Source organism: Marinobacterium jannaschii DSM 6295, assembly GCF_000620085.1.
GTDB classification, from domain to species: Bacteria; Pseudomonadota; Gammaproteobacteria; order Pseudomonadales; family Balneatricaceae; genus Pontibacterium; species Pontibacterium jannaschii.
On record NZ_JHVJ01000007.1, the window covers coordinates 1 to 20,259 of the forward strand.

At 55.5% G+C, this 20,259-nt stretch carries 15 protein-coding genes; 6 read left to right on the forward strand and 9 right to left on the reverse strand.

What is annotated here, in order from left to right; genetic code table 11:
* Window positions 1-705 precede the first annotated feature (705 nt).
* On the forward strand, window positions 706-1,665 hold the full coding sequence (locus Q354_RS0106395) for an integron integrase (RefSeq protein WP_027856879.1): 960 nt from the start codon (window positions 706-708) through the stop codon (window positions 1,663-1,665).
* 163 nt (window positions 1,666-1,828) lie between these two features.
* Here Q354_RS0106395 and Q354_RS0106400 read toward each other — a convergent pair whose 3' ends face one another.
* From Q354_RS0106400 to Q354_RS0106415, 4 genes are all read right to left on the reverse strand, one after another.
* The gene (locus tag Q354_RS0106400) at window positions 1,829-2,206 is read right to left on the reverse strand and encodes a RidA family protein (RefSeq protein ID WP_027856880.1); all 378 of its coding nucleotides are present in this window, start codon (window positions 2,204-2,206) and stop codon (window positions 1,829-1,831) included.
* A 138-nt stretch (window positions 2,207-2,344) separates the two neighbouring features.
* On the reverse strand, window positions 2,345-3,883 hold the full coding sequence (locus Q354_RS0106405) for a BCCT family transporter (protein WP_407637270.1): 1,539 nt from the start codon (window positions 3,881-3,883) through the stop codon (window positions 2,345-2,347).
* Window positions 3,884-3,993: 110 nt separating this feature from the next.
* Window positions 3,994-5,004, reverse strand: coding sequence for a dipeptidase (locus tag Q354_RS0106410; RefSeq protein ID WP_027856882.1), 1,011 nt, complete (start codon window positions 5,002-5,004; stop codon window positions 3,994-3,996).
* Window positions 5,005-5,017: 13 nt separating this feature from the next.
* A complete protein-coding gene (locus Q354_RS0106415) occupies window positions 5,018-6,463 on the reverse strand; it encodes an aldehyde dehydrogenase family protein (protein ID WP_027856883.1) in 1,446 nt (481 codons plus the stop codon).
* A 93-nt stretch (window positions 6,464-6,556) separates the two neighbouring features.
* Between Q354_RS0106415 and Q354_RS0106420 the strand changes: the two genes are divergently transcribed.
* The 4 genes from Q354_RS0106420 (at window position 6,557) to Q354_RS0106435 (ending at window position 11,595) form a co-directional block, all read left to right on the forward strand.
* Window positions 6,557-7,453 (forward strand): LysR family transcriptional regulator, encoded by an 897-nt coding sequence (locus Q354_RS0106420; protein ID WP_027856884.1) that lies wholly within the window; start codon window positions 6,557-6,559, stop codon window positions 7,451-7,453.
* A 651-nt stretch (window positions 7,454-8,104) separates the two neighbouring features.
* Window positions 8,105-9,826 (forward strand): hypothetical protein, encoded by a 1,722-nt coding sequence (locus tag Q354_RS0106425; protein WP_027856885.1) that lies wholly within the window; start codon window positions 8,105-8,107, stop codon window positions 9,824-9,826.
* A 24-nt stretch (window positions 9,827-9,850) separates the two neighbouring features.
* Window positions 9,851-10,600 (forward strand): DUF3726 domain-containing protein, encoded by a 750-nt coding sequence (locus tag Q354_RS0106430; RefSeq protein WP_027856886.1) that lies wholly within the window; start codon window positions 9,851-9,853, stop codon window positions 10,598-10,600.
* A 260-nt stretch (window positions 10,601-10,860) separates the two neighbouring features.
* The gene (locus tag Q354_RS0106435; RefSeq protein ID WP_245601001.1) at window positions 10,861-11,595 is read left to right on the forward strand and encodes a sulfite exporter TauE/SafE family protein; all 735 of its coding nucleotides are present in this window, start codon (window positions 10,861-10,863) and stop codon (window positions 11,593-11,595) included.
* Window positions 11,596-11,615: 20 nt separating this feature from the next.
* Here Q354_RS0106435 and Q354_RS0106440 read toward each other — a convergent pair whose 3' ends face one another.
* The 5 genes from Q354_RS0106440 to Q354_RS0106460 all read right to left on the reverse strand — a co-directional run bounded on the left by Q354_RS0106440 (window position 11,616) and on the right by Q354_RS0106460 (window position 18,612).
* Window positions 11,616-13,358 (reverse strand): M14 family metallopeptidase, encoded by a 1,743-nt coding sequence (locus Q354_RS0106440; protein ID WP_027856888.1) that lies wholly within the window; start codon window positions 13,356-13,358, stop codon window positions 11,616-11,618.
* Complete coding sequence (locus Q354_RS0106445; RefSeq protein ID WP_027856889.1) at window positions 13,355-14,209, reverse strand: ABC transporter permease; 855 nt, start codon at window positions 14,207-14,209, stop codon at window positions 13,355-13,357. The genes Q354_RS0106440 and Q354_RS0106445 overlap by 4 nt, the downstream gene beginning before the upstream one ends.
* Before the next feature lie 6 nt (window positions 14,210-14,215).
* On the reverse strand, window positions 14,216-15,139 hold the full coding sequence (locus tag Q354_RS0106450; protein WP_027856890.1) for an ABC transporter permease: 924 nt from the start codon (window positions 15,137-15,139) through the stop codon (window positions 14,216-14,218).
* A gap of 66 nt (window positions 15,140-15,205) precedes the next feature.
* Entirely contained in the window at window positions 15,206-16,732 is a 1,527-nt protein-coding gene (locus Q354_RS0106455) for an ABC transporter substrate-binding protein (RefSeq protein WP_027856891.1), read from the reverse strand.
* Window positions 16,733-16,779: 47 nt separating this feature from the next.
* Complete coding sequence (locus Q354_RS0106460) at window positions 16,780-18,612, reverse strand: ABC transporter ATP-binding protein (RefSeq protein WP_027856892.1); 1,833 nt, start codon at window positions 18,610-18,612, stop codon at window positions 16,780-16,782.
* Between the two features lie 421 nt (window positions 18,613-19,033).
* Between Q354_RS0106460 and Q354_RS0106465 the strand changes: the two genes are divergently transcribed.
* Entirely contained in the window at window positions 19,034-19,948 is a 915-nt protein-coding gene (locus Q354_RS0106465; RefSeq protein WP_036228833.1) for a LysR family transcriptional regulator, read from the forward strand.
* The last annotated feature ends 311 nt before the right edge of the window (window positions 19,949-20,259 follow it).

A 20,259-nucleotide genomic window follows, 5' to 3' on the forward strand; every position in this document is an offset into this window, starting at 1 on the left:
CTAACACTTAGTTCACGACGCGAGCTTGCGCTGTTTGCAAGCACGCCTCGTGTAACGGATTGTTGGATTGGGCCGCCGTGACCAAGTAGCAGTTATTCATGTACTTAAAGGCGGTTCCACTGGAATATAATAGGTGTGCGTTGTCTCCAATCCAGTCAAATACCCAGAAAAAACAAAGCCCATATCCCGCTTGGCCTTACGGTAAACCGCAGGGCGCGTCGTTCTGAACCAGTTCATACGCGCGCCCTGCGGTTTACCGTATAGGAGAAAGGAAATCGGAGATATAGGACATTTTCTGAATCTTGCACGTTTCGGAGGCTCCTTCCCTGTTAACCCTAAAAACCACTTAACTATATGATACTTTTATATTTTTAGGGTAGGCATCATATTCAACAGTTTTAATACTGCGCATGCGCGTTTTCATGTCTTTAGGAAAAAGACAAAAAGCGTAAATTTTTGAGGAATATCAATAGCTTGCAGATACATCATGTATTTTTCCTCCCTGAAAAACGAGCATGCGCGTATATATGAGATATCGCGCATTACCGATGTACTGCGCGTGTCCTTATAAGTGTCTGATTGTATAGCATATTTCCCCTGATTTTGTCATCGACTGAGGGCGGCCTTGCGCGTTATACCCTTGGCAAACTTCGCTTTTTTGAAATACACTGTATATCCATACAGTTTTACAGGGAGTGTGAAACAATGGCAGCAAGCCCCTTTTTGAACCGGATTCGATCAGAAATCCGCTTACGCGGCTATAGCCTGGCAACCGAGAAAAGCTATATCAGCTGGATCAAGCGCTATATCTACTTTCATAACAAACGCCATCCTCAAGAGATGGGCGCTGCTGAGGTACGGGCTTTTCTTAATCATTTGGCAACTAACCGCGAGGTCGCGGTCAATACCCAGAAGTCAGCGCTGAACGCTCTCGCCTTTCTTTATAATCAAGTGTTTAAGCAACCCTTGGGAGACCTTGGTTTCAGGTATACGAAAAGCCCTCAGCGCCTGCCGACTGTTCTGACAACGGACGAAGTTTCCAGTATCCTTGCCCAGCTAAAGGGCCGCGACAGCATCATCTTCCAGCTTTTATATGGCAGCGGATTACGTATCAGCGAGTGCCTGCGGTTACGGGTGATGGATATCGACTTTGATCAATGCAGCCTGACAGTCCGATCAGGGAAGGGGGATAAAGATCGTGTCACGATTCTGAGCCCTTCCCTACTACCTGCTCTGCGCGCTTTAAAAGATAGCGCCATCGCTCTGCAGCAGAAGGATAACCTCAGCGGAGTAGGCCCTTCCCTGCCCTATGCTCTGGGCCGTAAATATCCAAATGCATTTCGCACCCCGGCCTGGATGTATATCTTTCCTTCGACATCGATCTCTGCGCACCCGATCACAGAACAGAGCTGCCGTCATCATCTGCACCCTTCAGTGCCACGTAAGGCGTTGAAGAAAGCCACTATCGCAGCTGAGATAACGTACAAAAAGATAAGCTGCCATACCTTCAGACATTCGTTTGCCACCCATCTGCTGCAGGCAGGGCGTGATATCAGGACAGTACAGGAGTTGCTGGGACACAGCGATGTCGCGACGACACAGATCTATACCCATGTGCTGGGACAGCGGTTTGCCGGTACTTCCAGCCCGCTGGATCGGCTTTGAGAGGCTGTAACAGAGAAGGAAAAAGGGGGAATCCGGTCGCCAGACTCTGAATCAATCTTCAGATTCCCCAAGGGGAGCACTTCACTTCAGGAGCCTGCGGACAGGACTCCCGGGTGAAGTAAGGTAAACATGTAACAGAAAGCCAAAGGGTGGTTAAACCCTGTTACTGTGGCACGGCCGCGTAGGCAACGATTTCACACAGCATCTCTTCGCGGGCCAGGCCGGCGACGATCATTGCAGCGCGGTTCGGGTACGGCGCTTCAAAGTATTCAGCGTAAACCTTGTTGAAGACCGGCAGCTGGCTGCGGTCGGTGACGTAGATCAGTACCTGGGTCACGTCAGCCATGCTCAGCTCGGCGGCTTCGATGGTGTGTTTGAAGTTTTCCATCGTCTGACGCGCCTGGGCTTCGATACCGCCCTCTACCACTTTACCCTCAGCATCGATCGGGATCTGCGCGGTGGAGAGCTGTCCATTGGCGATAACAGCCCATTCCAGTGGTGCTTTGGAAGCGTAGAGGTCGGTTTTTACTACAGTTTTCATTTCAGTATCGACTTTAGATAAGTTGGGGAGTGTGTCGTTTCTGGCTTTCCGATAAATCGAAAAGCCTTAAAAATCCGGAATTTTGGCAAAAAAAAGGAGCGCCGAAGCGCTCCCTTGCTCTTCAGTTGTTCAGCGTTATTACAAGCCCTGCTCGTCCGCCATCTTTCTGGCGATCTGCGGTGCGGTCCAGAGTGATGGCAGCAGTACCAGAGATACAGGTACGGCCGTTACCACGATGAAGGACTGCAGTGCGGAGATACCGCCGGAGCCGATGGAGATCAGCAGCGCGGCAACCACACCCATCATGATGCCCCAGAACACACGCACAGAGCTCTGTGGGTGGTCAGTACCGGTCATAACCATGGACACTGCGTAGGTCATGGAGTCACCGGTGGTGGCGACGAAGATCGTCGTCAGGATCAGGAACAGTACTGAGATGAAGAAGCCCATCGGCAGCTGTTCTGTGATCGCCAGCAGTGCCGCCGGCAGGTTGAAACCGGTGAACGGCTCGGAGATCACGCCTGGGTTCTGCAGTTCGAACGCCAGACCGCTGCCACCGACGATGGTGAACCAGAAGCAGGTGATTACCGGTGCAACTACAGAGATCAGCAGGATCATCTCGCGGATAGTACGGCCGCGGGAGATACGCGCTACAAACATCGCCATCAGCGGGCCGTAACCCAGGAACCAGCCCCAGAAGAACACGGTCCACCAGTCCAGCCAACCCGGGCTTGCACGGAAGGTCGCCATCGGGATGAACTCATTCAGGTAGATACCGAAAGAGTGCAGGTAGCTGTCAATGATGAAGGCCGTTGGGCCGAAGATCAGGATGAAGGCCATCAGGATCACAGCCAGGATTACGTTCGCAGAACTCAGAATCTGGATACCACGGGTCACACCGCTCACGGCGGAGATGGTGTAGATACCGATCAGGCCGATCAGGATAGACACCTGAGTACCGTAGGTGTTCGGGATACCAAACAGTTTTTCCAGACCGAAGCTGACCTGCAGGCCGAGGAAGCCGATCGGACCAACCGTACCGGCAACAACGGCCAGGACACAGCTAGCGTCAACAATCGCGCCCAGTGGGCCAGTCATCACTTTGTCACCGAATAACGGGTACAGCAGGGTACGCGGTTTCAGCGGCAGGCCTTTTTCATAGTGCAGGTACATGAATACCACACCGGTCAGGCTGCCCAGAATCGCCCAGGCCAGGAAGCCCCAGTGCATAAAGCTCTGTGCCAGCGCGTTGTACGCAGCATCGGTTGTGCCGGTCTCACCACCAAACAGCGGTGGCGGAGAGGTGAAGTGTGCCATCGGCTCAGCAGCAGCCCAGAAGACGCCGCCACCTGCCAGCAGGGTACACATGATCACGGAGATCCATTTGAAGCTGGTCATCTCGGGGGTTTTAACACCACCCAGAACCACAGAGCCGGTGCGACCCAGTGCCAGTACCAGACCAATAACAAAGGTCAGCAGCAACAGTACCTGCCAGTAGGCACCGAAGTATTTAGTCGAAGTGGCGAAGGCGCTGTTTACCCAGGCGGATACCATTTCGATATCGTAGAGGGCCAGTACGGCAAACAGTGCCAGTACGCCTCCACTGATCAGGAATACCGGCATATCAACTCCGGCAAACAGACCACCCTTATTGGTGTCTGAATCACGCATGGCCATGGAGGCCTCGGACGCATTACTCATATTAGTCTCCTGATGGATCTCTTATTTTTATGTATCAGAGCTCTAATCAACCTGCCGGGGAGAGTCGGGGGCCCTCCCCGGCAGTATCAATTACCGGTTGCCTGCGGCTGCAGGCCATCATCCAGGAAGTTGAGCCAGTTCAGGCCCATGATTTTGGCCACTTCTTCAGCGCTGAAGCCGCGAGCCAACAACCCTTCGGTGATGTTCGGGAAGTCTCTGCTGTCCTTAAACCAGGACAGTGGACGCGGCCAGTCCGCATTGGACTTAGAGCCTTCACCGTAATCCATGGACTTGGACCAGCGACCGTTACGCATCCACTCCAGTACGGACAGGGGCTGCTCCTGGCATAGGTCAGTACCGATACCGATGTTGTCTACGCCCATCAGGTCAGCCGTGCTGGCTACCATGTCGCAGAACTCTGCCAGGGTGCAGTCCGGGCCGTTCTTCAGGTGGAACGGGTAGAGACTGAAGCCCAGCAGGCCACCGGATTCGCCCAGCGCCTTCAGAACAGTGTCTGATTTGTTGCGCTTGGCAGCGTGGAAGCTGGTCGGGTTGGCGTGGGAGATCACGATTGGACGCTCGGAAATTTCGATCGCATCCAGTGTGCTTCGCTCGCCGCTGTGGCTCATGTCCACAATCATGCCAACACGGTTCATCTCTTTGATCGCCTGGCGACCAAAGCGGGTGACACCGCTGTCTTCTGCTTCGTAACAACCGCAAGCCAGCAGGCTCTGGTTGTTGTACGTCAGCTGCATGATCATCAGGTTCAGCTCGCGCATCACCTCAACCATGCCGATGTCGTCTTCGATTGGAGAGCAGTTCTGCGCTCCGAACATGACACCGACCTTGCCCAGTTCTTTGGCGCGACGGATATCCGCCGCGCCCTTAACTGGCATGATCAGGTCGCTGTTCATTTCGAAGTGACGGTTCCACTCTGCGATGCGTAACAGTGTTTCGCGGATCTGCTCGTGGTACACGATGGTGGCGTGAACCATGGTCACACCGCCTGCGTGCAGCTGTTCGAAGATCTCACGGTTCCAGTTGGAGTACTGGAGGCCGTCGATCACGATCATTTCGTTATGAAGCTCTCTGCTCATTGACCTGCCCCCGTTATGCGCGGATGTAGGTGGTTTTCACAACGGTGTAGAATTCCTTGGCGTAAGTACCCTGTTCACGAGGACCGAAGCTGGAATCTTTACGGCCGCCGAACGGTACGTGGTAATCGGTGCCGGCAGTTGCCAGGTTCACCATTACACAGCCTGTCTTAGCGTTGCGTTTGAAGTCAGTGGCGTACTTCAGAGATTCGGTGCAGATACCACCGGTCAGGCCGAAGTTAGTGTCGTTCAGAGTCGCCAGTGCTTCTTCGTAGTCTTTAACCTTGATGACACAAGCGATCGGCGCGAAGGCTTCTTCACGGTTGATAGTCATGTCGTTAGTGGTTTCAGTGAACAGAGCCGGCTGCATGTAGTAGCCTTCTTTCTCTTCGTTCAGGACTTCACCACCGTAAACCAGCTTGCCGCCTTCGCTCTTAGCCAGTTCCAGGTATTTCAGGTTGGATTCCATCTGACGGGCATCAGCCACGGCACCGATGTGAACGCCTTCTTTCAGAGGGTGACCCACAACCAGTTTCTTCATGCGCTCTACAACAGCTTCTACGAAGCGGTCGTGGATGCCTTCAGTCACGATCAGACGGGAGGAAGCAGTACATTTCTGACCGGTACCGCCGTAAGCGCCACCCACTGCGCACTCAACCGCGTTCTCCAGGTCAGCGTCATCCAGTACAACCAGGGCGTTCTTGGAGCCCATTTCCAGCTGACACTTAACCAGGTTAACGGCCGTCGCAGCAGCCACCTTGCGGCCAGTCTCCAGGGAGCCGGTGAAGGTCAGTGCGTTGATATCGCGGGAGTTGATCAGTACATCACCCACTTCAGCACCCGGACCCATTACCAGGTTGAAAGTACCGGCTGGCAGCCCCTGACGGGAGATGATTTCAGTCAGTGCCCATGCAGATGCAGGTACCTGGTTAGCAGGTTTCCAGACGATGGCGTTACCGAATGCCAGCGCAGGCGCGATCTTCCAGGCACCTGTTGCAGTCGGGAAGTTCCAGGGCGTGATAATACCGACAACACCCACCGGCTCGCGGCGTGTTTCGATTTCGATACCCGGACGTACGGAGTCAGCCGTTTCGCCCATCTGACGCAGCACTTCAGCGGCGTAGTAGTGGAAGAACTGACCGGAACGGTAAGTTTCGCCGATACCTTCAGCCAGCGTCTTACCCTCTTCACGGGCCAGGATTTCACCCAGCTCGTTTTTACGTGCGATCAGCTCGTCACCGATAGCCATCAGGACGCTGTAACGCTGTTCCAGGCCGCTCTTAGCCCACTCAACCTGACCAGCAGTCGCCGCAGCGATTGCAGCTTCAGTCTGAGCTTTGTCAGCCTGAGCGTATTGACCGATTACGTCGCTGGTGTCGGCAGGGCTGATGTTTGCCACGCTGCCTTTGTTACCTTCTACCCACTCACCTGCGATGTAATTACGAAAAACTGAATCAGACATATTGACCTCCTGAAAGTGATTGGAAGCATCATATGCCCTGTGCTTTAATAACAAAAATTAATAAATAATATTCCTTGATAAGGAAGACTTATCATGCTGCCAGAACTTAAAATTACTCAGCTGCGCCACTTTGTCTGGGTCGCAGAACTCAAGGGCTTCCACGCCGCTGCAGAGAAAGCGCACCGCACCCAGCCGGCGATCTCGCTTTCTATAAGAGACCTGGAAAATAAGCTGGGCGAGTCCCTGTTTGAAAAGCGAAACGCCAAAACAGCCAAGACCGAGCTGACCCCGTTCGGCCAGCATTTCCTGCCCAAGGCCAAGGAGCTGATCGCCCATCACGATCGCATCGCCGAAGATATGACCTTGCTGGCGGAGCATAAGACCGGCCACCTGCGTCTGGCCTCAGTACCTTCTATTGCCAGCCAGGTGTTACCCGAGTTGCTGCTGGAGTTTGTCGCCGAAGCACCTGAGCTGCATGTGAGCTTCTTCGACGACAATTCCGATGCCGTCCTGAAGATGGTGGAAAACCAGCAGGTGGATTTTGGTATCGCCAACCTGTTCCATGAGCATGAGCACAGCGACAAGACCTTCACTCCGATCTGGGAAGACCATATCGGCGTGGTATGCCCCCAGGACCATCCACTGGCACAGCAGAAAGAGGTGCACTGGAAAGCGTTGCGCGAACACCGTCATATTAGTAACGGCACCTCGCGACTGCTGGAAGATACCGAAGCGCGCTCGCTGCTGGGTCACTCCCAGTTCTATGTCTCTAACATGATTTCACTGGTGGCGATGCTGGAAGCCGGGTTTGGGGTCACCACCCTGCCCCGCTACGCCTTTCCGAAAGAGAGCAATACCCTGACCTTTGTCCCGCTGGTAACGCCCGAAGTGATCCGGCGCATCGGCATTGTAAAGCTGACCAACAAGTCGCTGACACCACCCGCCCAGGCGCTGGTGGATTTTATTCTGAGTAAAAGCGCCAAACAGTAACCCTCTGCCTGATATGCACTGCCCGGCAGAAACACACTCGGCCCTGTGGAAGCGATTTCGAATCTGTTGCCAGATCGATCGCCCCCGGGGTTAGCCGTCATAAAAGCCACGGCTAAACAGCCGCTGGCGCAGCCCTGCCCCCTCCCGAATCAGTCATTTTTCCGAAAATAACGACAAGTGCATTATTTCCAGCATCACTTGCCTGACTGCTGCGGCATTAGCCGCGCGCGATACCCTGACTTCTATTTTCTGGCAACCCGAATAAGTTGATCTGACCCCAACTAAGCTTAGAAAAAATAATACCTTTCATGCTTTTGATAAGTTGCACTTATCGAACGATTTAACCTTTTGATTTGTGCCGCGTCTGTCGTTGCCCGATTATGAACAGGCAGCCGGGGTGTTATGGAACGATCCCTCTCCGACTGTCACCGGATAGATCACCTGAAATGCGCAACGGAGATTGTCCTCAGGTGCAGCGCCCTCTGACAACAACGATTACAAACGGAACCGACAGAGGATAAAGCTGGACATGCCGGGCCGGGTGTAGCCCGACATGATCAAACACAGGTTCCGACACATCTATGCTGCCGCTGGTGATAGCACCGGCTTTTTAAAAAAGAGATGTGTAGCAAATTAACGAGGACAAAAATAATGACGACGCCTGCAGCCATTAACGCCTCCCTTCGGGGTGACAATGCACTGCCGCTACGACCAGCACGCCAGGTAATGAATCTGGAACGTCTGGGCGCCATGCATCAGAGCCGATTGAGTTTCATGCGCACTCTGGTGCGTCGCATCATGCGTGAGCGCTGGCAGATTGAGCCGGCCCGCTTTGAGCTGGACGAACAGGGCTACGGCACTGTGGTCTACGAGATCAAGGCGCCTCACGGCCTGTTCAGTTTCGTACTGTTTTCCAACTACCTTGCACCGGAAGACCGTAACGACCGCGTAATCGCCACCCAGTGGGACCTGACCATGGCACTGGTCGATGGCGACGTGGACGATATCTATCTGGAGAAACTGCGCCAGAACGTCCCTAAACAGGAAGCCGGCCGCGTCGACTCCCGTGTTTTTGTTCTCTCCCGCGCCAACCGCAGTGCGCGTAATTTTGACTATGTCGTCAATCAGCTGGCACAGGGTGAACAACCTGACGTGCAGAAAATTGCTGAGGTCGGCTACCTGTACCGTACCACCGCTGTGTATGGCAGCGGTAAGCTGGGCATGGCTGACTGGGAGAAAGTACGCTCCCGCTGGCCAGACTTCGCCCGTCCGTTTGCGGCCGAGATGTTTGTCTGCCTGATGCTGCGTAACTTCAGCCTGCTGCAGGCAGAACATATCGCCCAGCATAAGGCTCCGGACAGCTACAAGCCGATGGACCCACAGATCAAGCGCTACTTCGGGATCGGTAACTCCACCGGTCTGGGTATGGCGCCTTACCTGATCAACCATCCGCTGCTGATTAACCAGTGGGTTGAGATGCGCGAACTGGCGCTGGCACGCGTGCGTGTGCTGGGGAATATCGATGCCCGCCTGCGCACCCGTCTGGTTGAACTGCTGGCACGCAGTGAAGTCCACACCTCCCAGATCGTGACTGAAGATGAGTGGCAGACAGCTAATAACCAGCAGGTACTGCTTGATCTGGCTGCAATGAAACAGCAGATCGATGACAGCTTTGACAACTGGGATACGCTGCTGAAATGGAGCGAAGAGAACTGCTCCCTGCAGGGCCAGGAGTTGCTGGTCTCCGTGATGCTGGAACTCTATCCGGAGCTGGTAGACGACGTAGAAGACTACACCTGCGCCGAAGAATTCCTCGACCTGGACCCGTTGATGCCGGTGCAGCAGCTGAAGGAAGTCATCGAAACCCGTTACGACTGGGCACTGGAGATCGACTTTGGTGCCGATGGCGCCCGTGAGATCTTCTGGTACCGCTCCGAAGAGAAGATGGAGCCGCGCCTGGGCAACACCAACGAAGAAGATGGCAAAGAGAAGCAGATGGCACTGGGCGTGGGTTACGCGGTGCGCAAATGCTACGACCAGCTGTGCGAATACGTTGAGCAAAACCCTGAACACAGCACTGCCCGCTTTATGGTGGCCCGGCCTAAACTGCGTGGCATCGTGCGTCGAATCCAGAGCATGAACCGCTGCATCTATGGCGACATCCAGGCGAACCTGCTGGACCGTGACGTACTGCCGATGCACCTGCTGCGCGCCAAGCTGGCCTTCTTCGGTGTCAGCAAGTTCGATCCACGCTCCCGTCTGTGGGTACGTAATACGATGTTCCAGGGCGCGCCGCTGCTGGAAGACATTGGGAAGACGTTCAATGATGACTGGTTTATGCCGCTGGCCCCTGAACAGTCCAACCCACAATAAGCACGGCAGTTAAGGAGAGTACCCATGATTGTATCCATGAATGAACTGAAAGCTGCCCTGCGTCGCTGCTTTGAAGCCACCGGCTACTACGTTGGCAACTATGAAGACGCCGCCAATATGATCCTGTGGCTGGAAAAGCACGGACTGAATGGCCTGGGTGAGCTGGAACGCGCCCTGCCGTATATCGGCGAGGACAACAACAAGCCGCTCAGCACGGTAGTGTACGAAGACAGCACTTCGGCGATTATCGACAGCAACGGTCGCAGCGCGCTGAACTGCATCGCCGCCTCCGTCGACCTGGCCCACGCTAAGGCGCTGGAGTGCGGTATTGCAACCGTGACAGTGCATAACTGCCACAACCGTATGTTTATCCTCAAGGCACTGACCGATTGTGGTCGCCGCGGCATCAGTGTTGCGGCTTACTGGCAGAACGGCAGCCAGACGGTAACCGAGCACACTGCCGCCATCAAGGCCGGTGCCCGCTACCCTAGCTACAGCGAAGCCACCACGACACTGGAATCCAACCCCGACGACAAGCAGGCGCTGACGATTATCTGCAGTTCCCGTGTCGACCTGACCTCTTCATTGCAGAAGTCCAAAGGCAACCGCAACTCGCGCTATGTCAGCGCCAAACAGGTTGCCGAGAACAAGGAGCTGAGTGTCGATAACGGCATCGAGCTCAGCGACGAGCTGTGGGCCGAGATCAATCGTATCGGTGAAGGTATCCTGGTAGAAAACAGCGAGCGCTCCCGCCAGGGCGCTGGTGGCCGCTAAGCCTGAGGCTTAGCAAGCAAGACCCGGGAGGTGCCCTGGCCGGCATCTCCTGAAGCGGTTTAATCAGATCCCCTGTATTGAACCGCTTCATCCCCTGATGATCTGACCGGCGATAGAGGCAATCATCAAACTGCTTTAGGATGCTCCTATGCAAGGGAATCAGCGAACCAGTCAGAAGTATTTCGGGCTTATTCGCAGATTCCCCTTTATCCACAGCCCTCGCCCTGAGGGCTGTTTTTTTGCCTGTCACGGAGCTTTTTTTGCTGTCATTCTCTCTCTATGACCTGCTGGCACTGCTGATCGTCACCTGCGGTATTACCCTGCAGGGCCTGGTGGGTATCGGCTTTGGCCTGGTTGCCGCACCACTGCTTTACCTGATCAACCCGGCTTATGTTCCGGCACCAATCCTGATCTCCGGCTTTCTGCTGTCAGTGTTACTGGTACTTGGAGAACGCAATAGCGTCGACTGGCGACGGGTGCTCACCGCTTCCCTGTTCCGCCTGCCCGGTGCCTATCTCGGCACCCTGCTATTGCTAACCCTGCCCCAGCAAAGCCTGAGCATCCTGTTCGGACTGACACTGCTATTTGCCATTGCAGTCAGCTGGCGCGCCTTCAGCATTCAGATCACCCCCTTTAACCTGGCCACCGGCGGCTTTTTCTCCGGCCTGATCGGCACCGCCACTTCGGTCGGTGGCCCCCCGATCGCGCTGGTATATCAGCAGCTGGACCGCCTCACGGTCCGCAATGAACTGGCCGCGTTTTTCCTCATCGGTACACCGGTCTCGATCCTGATGCTGTTCTCGCAGGATGCCGTCAGTGATGAAAGCCTCGCCCTGACAGTAAAGATTCTGCCTGCGGTCATCGCAGGCTGGGGACTGTCACGCATCCTAAACGGCAGACTGAAAGCCGGCTCGGCAAAACCGGCTTTGCTTGGCATCTCCCTGCTGTCTGCTCTGGTGGTACTGATTGACGGGTTGTCCAGCAGCCTGGGGTGACAGCGCCCGATATCAGCGGGCTAGCGTGACATTGCCTGATGAGCGTCATAGGCGGCGATCACCGTGGCCATCTGAATACTGTGTGCCTTGATGAAATCCTTACCATAGATGGTCTCATCCGGGTACTCAGTGATCAGTTGCAGCGGCACGTCCGGTGCCTCATCGGCTGAGATCATACAGGGAAAACCATTTACCACCCTGAAGCCGCTCTCTCCGGCATAGATCCGGAAATGCTCCAGCTGGGATCGGTTAAAGGCCATCAATTCAGGAATGGCCGCCAGAGATGCGGTCACCCGATGTATAAACTGCTCCGCCTGCTCCCGCCATTGGCTGCAATGACGCAGAATCAGGAAGAACCCCTTCGGCAATGTCCACATATCAAAGCCACGCGGGACATAGCCCGACAGTGGCCGGGTCCACTCATGGGATGGATAGCCATGCAGGTTGATATGCAGCCGGGCCTGACTTAGCGCCTGCGCCTTACGGCGAATCTCCTTTTCATACAACGGACCGCCTGTACGGTACCCGAGGTCATCCCCCAGAGCGGTGTAGCGCGCAGCATGGTGCATATGATGCGGGTTTTCGACGATCAGGCGCTGGTGCAGCGCATAACCATCCGGATTTTCCAGTGGCGAAATTGTAAAGTGGCAGTTATCCCGCTGAGCCAGCTTTTGTGCCGCACGCAACGCCCCGACCACTCCGGTGGTCTCGTTGGAGTGTTGCCCGCCACTGATCATCACCGGTGCATCGGCACCCTTACGGTAGCGGGCGAGAATCCTGCGCCCGGCTCGCGACTCGGCGCTGAACGGGTCTCCATCCACTTTTGCCAGCTCGGTTGCAATCTGAGCAGTACTGAGGGGAGCGACGGCGGCATCCAGCTCCTGTAGCGGGCCTTCAATTTCCTGCCCGGACAGGCTGCGGCTCTCCACTACCACGGACAGGGCACGGCCCCCACTACGGATCTCAGGCACAATCTGCCCCGGCTGGCCCTCGCGGTCATCGACCGTTCGTCCGGCCCTGACCTGAAAGTACTCCTGGGCTGAGAAGTATAGGTCTTCATGAAGCGCCTCAAACAGGCTGATCACTTCATGATCATGAGCGATCGTATGATCAGCTCCCGGCAGTCGGACACTGATATTCAGCTCACCAAAGTAGGGTTCCTGCACGCCCCAGTCATGCCGGACGATGGCGGCCATCGTATCGGAGAACAAGCGCTCGTAATCGGTTTCCAGACGTTCATCCTGCAGCAGCCTGTTATCGGCGTCGAATACTCTCAGCCAGCCGGTCGGCGAATAGTGAGTGGCACCGATAGCGTCCTGATGCAGCCGGTTAGGCGCAAAAACCCGGTGCTGGGTTTGCAGGCCCGATGCCCGGCTCAGGGTTATCTCATAGTAGCTGTCGCAACCGGAGTTGGGCTCGAAACGAACCGGCGTCTCCCCCACTAATGCCGACAGCGGGTACGCTTCCAGCCTAAAGCGCTTTTCGGTCGCCTGCTCATGTTGCGGATAGCGGATATGGATATCGGTCACACCACAGGCTTTCAGGCCGATCTCTTCCAGAAAGAAATGCAGCAACGGCTTATAAGCGCTGTGAAAGCGCGCTTTTATGCCCCGACGGACAAAGGCCGCTTCAGCAGCCTGACGGCTTGCCAGGTCATTAAACAGCCAGGCCTCTATCATCTGACCCTGCCGCGCAGGGACGGCGTACTGCGCAATCAGTTGATCTATCGTCGGCGCGATGGTGCGCGAGAAAATCCGTGTCATCGCGAAGTCCTGCCGGTCGGGTCCAGCGTATCGCGTAGCCAGTCACCCAGCAGGTTCAGGCCCAATACGGTGAGCAGGATAGCCAGTCCCGGGAATACACTGACCCACCAGGCATTCTGCAGGTAGGTGCGCCCGTCGGCCAGCATGCCGCCCCAGCTCGGCGTCAGCGGATCAACGCCCAGGCCAAGAAAGGTGAGGCTGCTTTCCAGCAGGATATTGTTGGCCACGTTCAGGGTCATCAGCACGATCACCGGCCCCACCAGATTCGGCAGCAGGTGGCGGAACAGGATATTAAAATCACTGACACCGATTGCCTGGGCCGACTGGATAAACTCCCGGTCGCGCAATGCCAGTACAGAGCCCCGAACCAGGCGGGCGTACTGAACCCATTGCGAGATGATCAGCAGAATAATCATATTGCTGAGTCCTCCACCCACGATGGCAATAAAGGTAATCGCCAGCAGGATAAAGGGCATTGCCAGCTGAACATCGGCAAAGCGCATCACCACCATATCCCAGAAACCACGGTAGTAGCCGGAGACCAGCCCCATAATCACCCCCACCACCACGGCTCCGGCCACCGAGACCAGGCCCACCTGCAGCGAGATCTGCCCGCCGGCGACCACCCGGGCCAGTACGTCACGGCCCAGTGGATCGGTACCGAACAGATGTTCAGGACTGGCAAACGGTGCCAGCAGGCGCGCAGACAGGTCGATCCGGTCTGCTGCTCCCGGAAACAGCAGGTCGGACAACAGCACCAGCAAGCAGATACCGCCGGTCAGGACGGCGCCGAGAATAAATTCGAGATTTTTAAAGCGTGAGAAATTCATTACAGATACAACGGCAGACATAACAACTTACTCCGTACGAATACGTGGATCGACCAGGCCATAAGCGATGTCCACCAGCAGGTTCACCGCAACGATCATCATCGACAGCACGGTAATTACCGCCTGCAGCACCGGGTAGTCGCGGGCGCCGACAGCATCAAACGCAAGGGTGCCGAGTCCGGGCCAGTTAAATACCCGCTCAATCACCACGATGCCCCCCAGCAAGCCACCAAACTGCAGGCCGAAGTAGGTAATTAATGGAATCGCACAGTTACGCAGGGCGTGCTTATACAACACGCTGCGCTCACTGAGCCCCTTGGCACGGGCCACCATGATGTACTGGGATTGCAGCGTCTCCAGCATGGAGGTTCGGACCAGACGTACATTGGTTGCGGTCAGGATGATGCCCATAGTCACCGCGGGCATCAGGAAGCTGGAGAAGCCATCCATTCCGCTGGGCGGCAGCCACTGCAGGGTGATAGAAAACAGCAGCACCAGCATCAGCGCCAGCCAGAAGTTGGGAAATGACAGTCCCAGCAGCGAGAGAATACGGATGAGCTGATCAGGCCACTTGCCGCGGGCAACAGCGGCTTTAATCCCCAGCGGAATAGAGACCACGATAGACACGACCATCACTGCCAGCGCCAGCATCAGTGTCGCGGGCAATGCGGTACCGATCAGTTGGGAAACGGGAGTCCCGCCAAGAAAGCTGCGGCCGAAATCCAGCGAGAAGATACCGATCAGAAAGTCGGAATATTGCACCAGAAAGGGCTTATTCAGTCCCAGACCTTCACGGATCTGAGCCAGATCCGCTTCCGTCACACTGCCTGCGCCCTGGGTCAGCATCAGAGCCGGATCGCCGGTAAGGCGAATGGCAAATGCAACGATCAGCGTGATCGCCAGCAGCACGAAAGCCGCCTGCAGAAAACGCTTAAGTAAAAAGTTAACCATCACTTTTTTCCTTCAACATAAGCAGGGGCTGCCTTCAGCTCATCTGATCCGGCAGCCCCAATCAGGTCAGTCGACAGTCACGTCGCTCAGGCGCAGACGGCTGTCAGGCACGGGAGTAAAATTCTTCACCCGCTTGGAGATGCCATAGATCGCATTGACGTTGTACAGCGGAAGCTCCAGAGCCCGGTCGGCTGTGTAATTGGCAATGGATTTGAGAATCTGCTCACGCTGGCTGCGATCGGTCAGGCCACGCTGTGATTCGAGCATCTGATCCAGTTCCGCATCGCTGTCGTACGGATTCCACTTTTCACCGCTGTGATACATGAAGTAGGCCGTATTATCGTAGTCCAGCGTCCAGCCACCCCAGGCCTGCTGGAACATGGCGCCGGTTTTACCGGCCGGGATAATATCGTTCAGCAATACGTTGGTTTCATAGGGCTTGATAATGGCGTTCAACCCGATCAACTGCAGGTAGCTGGCAACCGCCTGCGCCACTTCATTAAAGGTTGCGTTATCACCACGGATATCGATCTGGATCTTGCTGCCGGGGGCCACGCCTGCCTGTTTCAGCAGCTGCTGCGCCTTGTTGGGGTCATAGGGCAGCGGCTTCATCTCAGGATCGTTGCCAAATGACAGTTCACTCTGGAAGCTGGCAATCGGTGCCGCCTGTCCGCCCAGGATGGAATCGATAATCGCCTGACGGTCGACTCCGTAGATCATCGCTTTACGCACCCGCTCATCGGCGGTAATCCCGCTACGGGTGTTAAAGCGCAGGGCGTATACGGTCGGGCTGACGGAGGTTGCGATCTCCAGCGTTTGATCGCCTTCAATCGTCGGAATCATGCCAATCGGAATAGTCGGCGGGATCACCATATCGACCCGACCCGCCTGCAACTCGGCGACTGCGGTAGAAGGCTCACTGATAAAACGGTAGTTCAGGTTGGAAAGCTTAGGCGCGCCGCCCCAGTGACGGGCAAAGCCTTCCAGTTTAACGCCGACCTTAGGCTGATAAGACACCAGCTTGAACGGACCGGTGCCGACCGGGTGAGCGTTGAAATACTCTTCGCCTTTCTCGGCAATATATTGTGGCGGCACGATCATCGCACCGTAGCCGGCCAGTTTAGTCAGCAAAACAGGATCAGCTGCATTCAGGTGGAAGTCCACCGTGTAGTCGTCGATGATCTCGACCCGTTCGATGGCGGCATAGTTGGATCGCTGAGGCCCCTTCCTGCCCTCTTCTCCCATCAACCGATCAAAAGTAAATTTGACCGAATCAGCATTGAACGGCTCACCGTTATGGAACACGACCTCTTCACGCAACCTGAAGCGGATACGCTTACCGTTGTCGAGTTCCTCCCAGGCGATAGCCAGTCCCGGCTCCAGCATCAGGTCCGGTCCGCGATAGGTCAGGCCATCATAGATATTGGTGGCAACGGATGCCCAGTTAACCAAAAAGGTATCGATAGGGTCCCAGCTACCCGGGTCCTGCGGTGACGACACCGTCAGCGTGCTGGCAAACGAAAAGGTTGATACGGCCAGGCTACTGGTTAGGGCGACGGCCTTGAGGGCTGTCCCCAGACGCTTTTGAGTCATTTTATTATTCTCCGATGTGTAGTGGCTTAACGGTAAGACGGTGCGAGTCAGTGCGCTTCGGCAACAAAATGGCCGGGCGCTATCTCCTGATGCGGCACTATGGCGGGCTCATCTCCAACCCGGCGGACCGGACTTGGGATTTCACCGTTGAGACGCCGGTGGTCACGCACCAGCGTTGGATCGGCAACCGGAACGGCACTGAGCAAACGCTGGGTGTAGGGGTGTGTCGGGGTTTCCAATACCTGCTGGCGGGTTCCGAGTTCGGCGACTTGTCCAAGGTAGAGTACCGCCACCCGGTGGCTCATCTTCTCCACCACCGCCATATCATGGCTGATGAAGAGATAGGCCAGGCCATGCTCCTCCTGCAGCTCCATAAACAGGTTGATGATCTGTGCCTGAATCGAAACATCCAGGGCGGACAATGCCTCATCGGCGATAATCAGCCGTGGGTTTGATGCCAGCGCCCTGGCGATACAGATCCGCTGGCGCTGGCCGCCGGAAAACTCATGAGGGTATCGGCTGGCGTGCTCCGCCGTCAGCCCGACGCGCTCCAGCAGCTGGTGCAGCCGGTACTGAACCTGCTTATTACCCGCAATCAGCTGATGGGTATGGATCGGCTCGGCAATCGAAAAGCCGACGGTTTTACGCGGATCCAGGGAAGCAAAGGGATCCTGGAAAATGTACTGGATCTCCTGCCGTAGTCGCTGTCGCTCGGCACGTCCCATACTTGTGAACGACTGGCCATCAAATGAGATATTGCCGCTGGTTGCGCTTTGCAGCTGCTGAATGGTGCGGCCGATAGTGGACTTACCGGAACCGGACTCGCCCACCAGCGCCAGGGTTTCGCCCCGATAGATATCGAAGCTGACGTTCTCTACCGCATGTACGCGATGCGTCACGCCGCCAAAGAAGCCTTTCTTGATATCAAAGCGGGTCACCAGATTCCGTACGGACAGCAGCGGCGACTGGTCATAGCGCGCCGTATCCTGGGTATGCTCTGCGCCGATAATCCGCGGTACGCCTTCATCCATCACCGTAACAGGGAAGCGCTTAGGCGACGTTTCACCTTTCATACTGCCGAGCTTGGGCACGGCAGATAGCAACGTCTGGGTATAGGGGTGCTCTGGACAGGCAAAGATCTCCCTTACCGGCCCCTCTTCGACCTTGCGGCCTTTCCACATCACCACCACGTCATCGGCGATTTCCGCAACCACGCCCATATCATGGGTGATAAAAATCACTGCCATGCCAAGCTCTTGCTGCAGGTCACGAATAATCGTCAGAATCTGAGCCTGAATGGTGACATCCAACGCGGTTGTCGGCTCATCGGCAATCAGGATCTTGGGGCGACAGGCCAGGGCCATCGCAATCATCACACGCTGTCGCATACCACCGGACAGCTGATGGGGATAGCGTTTCAGGATCTCAGCCGCATCGGGCAGGCGGACCATTTCCAGCAGCTTCTGCCCTTCCTGCATCGCCGCGGCCTTGCTCAGCCCAGCATGCAGAATCAATGACTCCGCAATCTGGTCACCAATGGTGAAGACAGGGTTCAGCGACGTCATCGGCTCCTGAAAAATCATCGCGATATCGTTACCACGGATATCACGCATCTGTTTCTGCGTCAGTGTCAGCAGGTCTGTCTTGCCAGCCTCGGTATGGAAATTGATCTTTCCACTGGGGTAGGTCGCGCCCGTCGTTTCAGCCAGTCGCATAATCGATTGGGAAGTCACAGACTTGCCAGACCCCGACTCCCCTACGATTGCCAGGGTTCGGCCCGGCATGACGGAAAAACTGAGCTCATTGATAACACGGGCTGCGCCAAACTGCACTGTGAGGCCTTCAACAGTCAGGATCGGGGCGGGTGAAACATCAGTCACAGGACTATCCTCGATGATCATTATCGGATGTGCATATCGCACTCCGCTCGAACCGATATCAGGCGCCGGAGCTTCCCCATACCCTAAAAGGCCGGGGGAAGTGCCTGCGGTCGCTCTCGTCATTCCGGCATAAAAAAGCCGATTAAATGCCTTCTATTGCAGGGAAAACGTGCACTCTGTTGTCAGGTTCGATGGCGTTTTAAATTTATTTTTCTGGTTACCACTGCGGCATGAACTAATCAGCCTGACAATGGATAGCTTCCGACCAACGGTGGCTGTAACAGGTGCTGCGGCAGCACCCGAACCGACGCAATCGCTTTGGACAATCGGGCCGGTTACCTGAGCACATGATGCAAACTTAACTTAATGACATCCACTCATATTAAGGTATTATCTATGCATAAATGTTATAGGTTATGTGATGCGATTCAGACAGATTGAAGCCTTTCGCTGCGTTATGTTACGCGGCACTACCGCTGCTGCTGCGGCCGAGATGCACGTCTCCCAGCCCGCGATCAGCAGGCTGATCAGCGACCTCGAACACTCACTCGGATTTATGCTGTTCGAGCGCCGCAAAGGGCGCTTGCACCCGACACTGGAAGCCACAGAGTTTTTCCGCTCTGTAGAAGAGAGCTTTCTGGGGTTTGAGAGACTGGAAGCGGTGGCAGAAAAGATTCGCACCCGGGTTCCGAGCGAGCTGAAGATTGCCAGCACGCCCGCTATCGCCAGTTCATTACTGCCACTGGCGATTAAGGAACATAAAAAGTACTACCCCGATGAGCGCATCACCCTATACACCGAAAATATGTCTCAGGTGGTGGTCAAGCTGCAGGCAAACGCTGTCGACTTAGGCGTCGGCCTTGAGTTGCCTAATCTGATCGGCATTGAAAATGAATTTATCGGCAATGCCCGATTTGTCTTCGCCATGCAGGCGGGCCACGCGCTGGCCAAAAAGGACGTTATACAGGCCAGTGATCTGACCGGTGAATCAGTGCTGACGGTGATGGATTCTGATCCCGCTTACTGGGACAAACTGGGGCACGCCTATAAGCTGATTAAAGGGCAGATTCAGGAGCATATCGCTATCGATACGGCGCATACCGGCTATGCGATGATTGCGGAAGGCATGGCGGTAGGAGTCGTCGAACCTTTTGCCGCCAGGGTTTGGCGAGGCAATAACGTTATCACCCGTCCTTTTGAACCTGCCGTACACTACTCCTATGGTCTAGCGTACCCCACGGGCACCCGACAGCATAAATCGCTGCATTTCTTTGCTGAGACTATCAAACAGGTTGCCAGACAGATGCCCGAGTTCAATGAAACCGTTAGTGGGTAGCAGTTATCCGGCAACAGCCGATCGCTCGATCGATCAGGCATTGCGGTAGCAAAAGGCCGCCCCGCACCGTGTGAATGCCAATTTATCAACTGCGACCGGGCTTTTCAGGCCCGGGCAGGCAGTATTAGAGCCTGCTTTCAAAAACCATTTGATTATTGCCCGGTAAGCATTGATATTAATCTCAGATCGCTTAGCGACCCCGTGTTCGTTTCTGCTAAATCCCTCCCTGACCCGGAATTTCAGGATGTTCAATATAATAAGAAATACAATCTGCTTTCTTTCCTGCCTTTTATTTACCTCTTCAAGTTTCG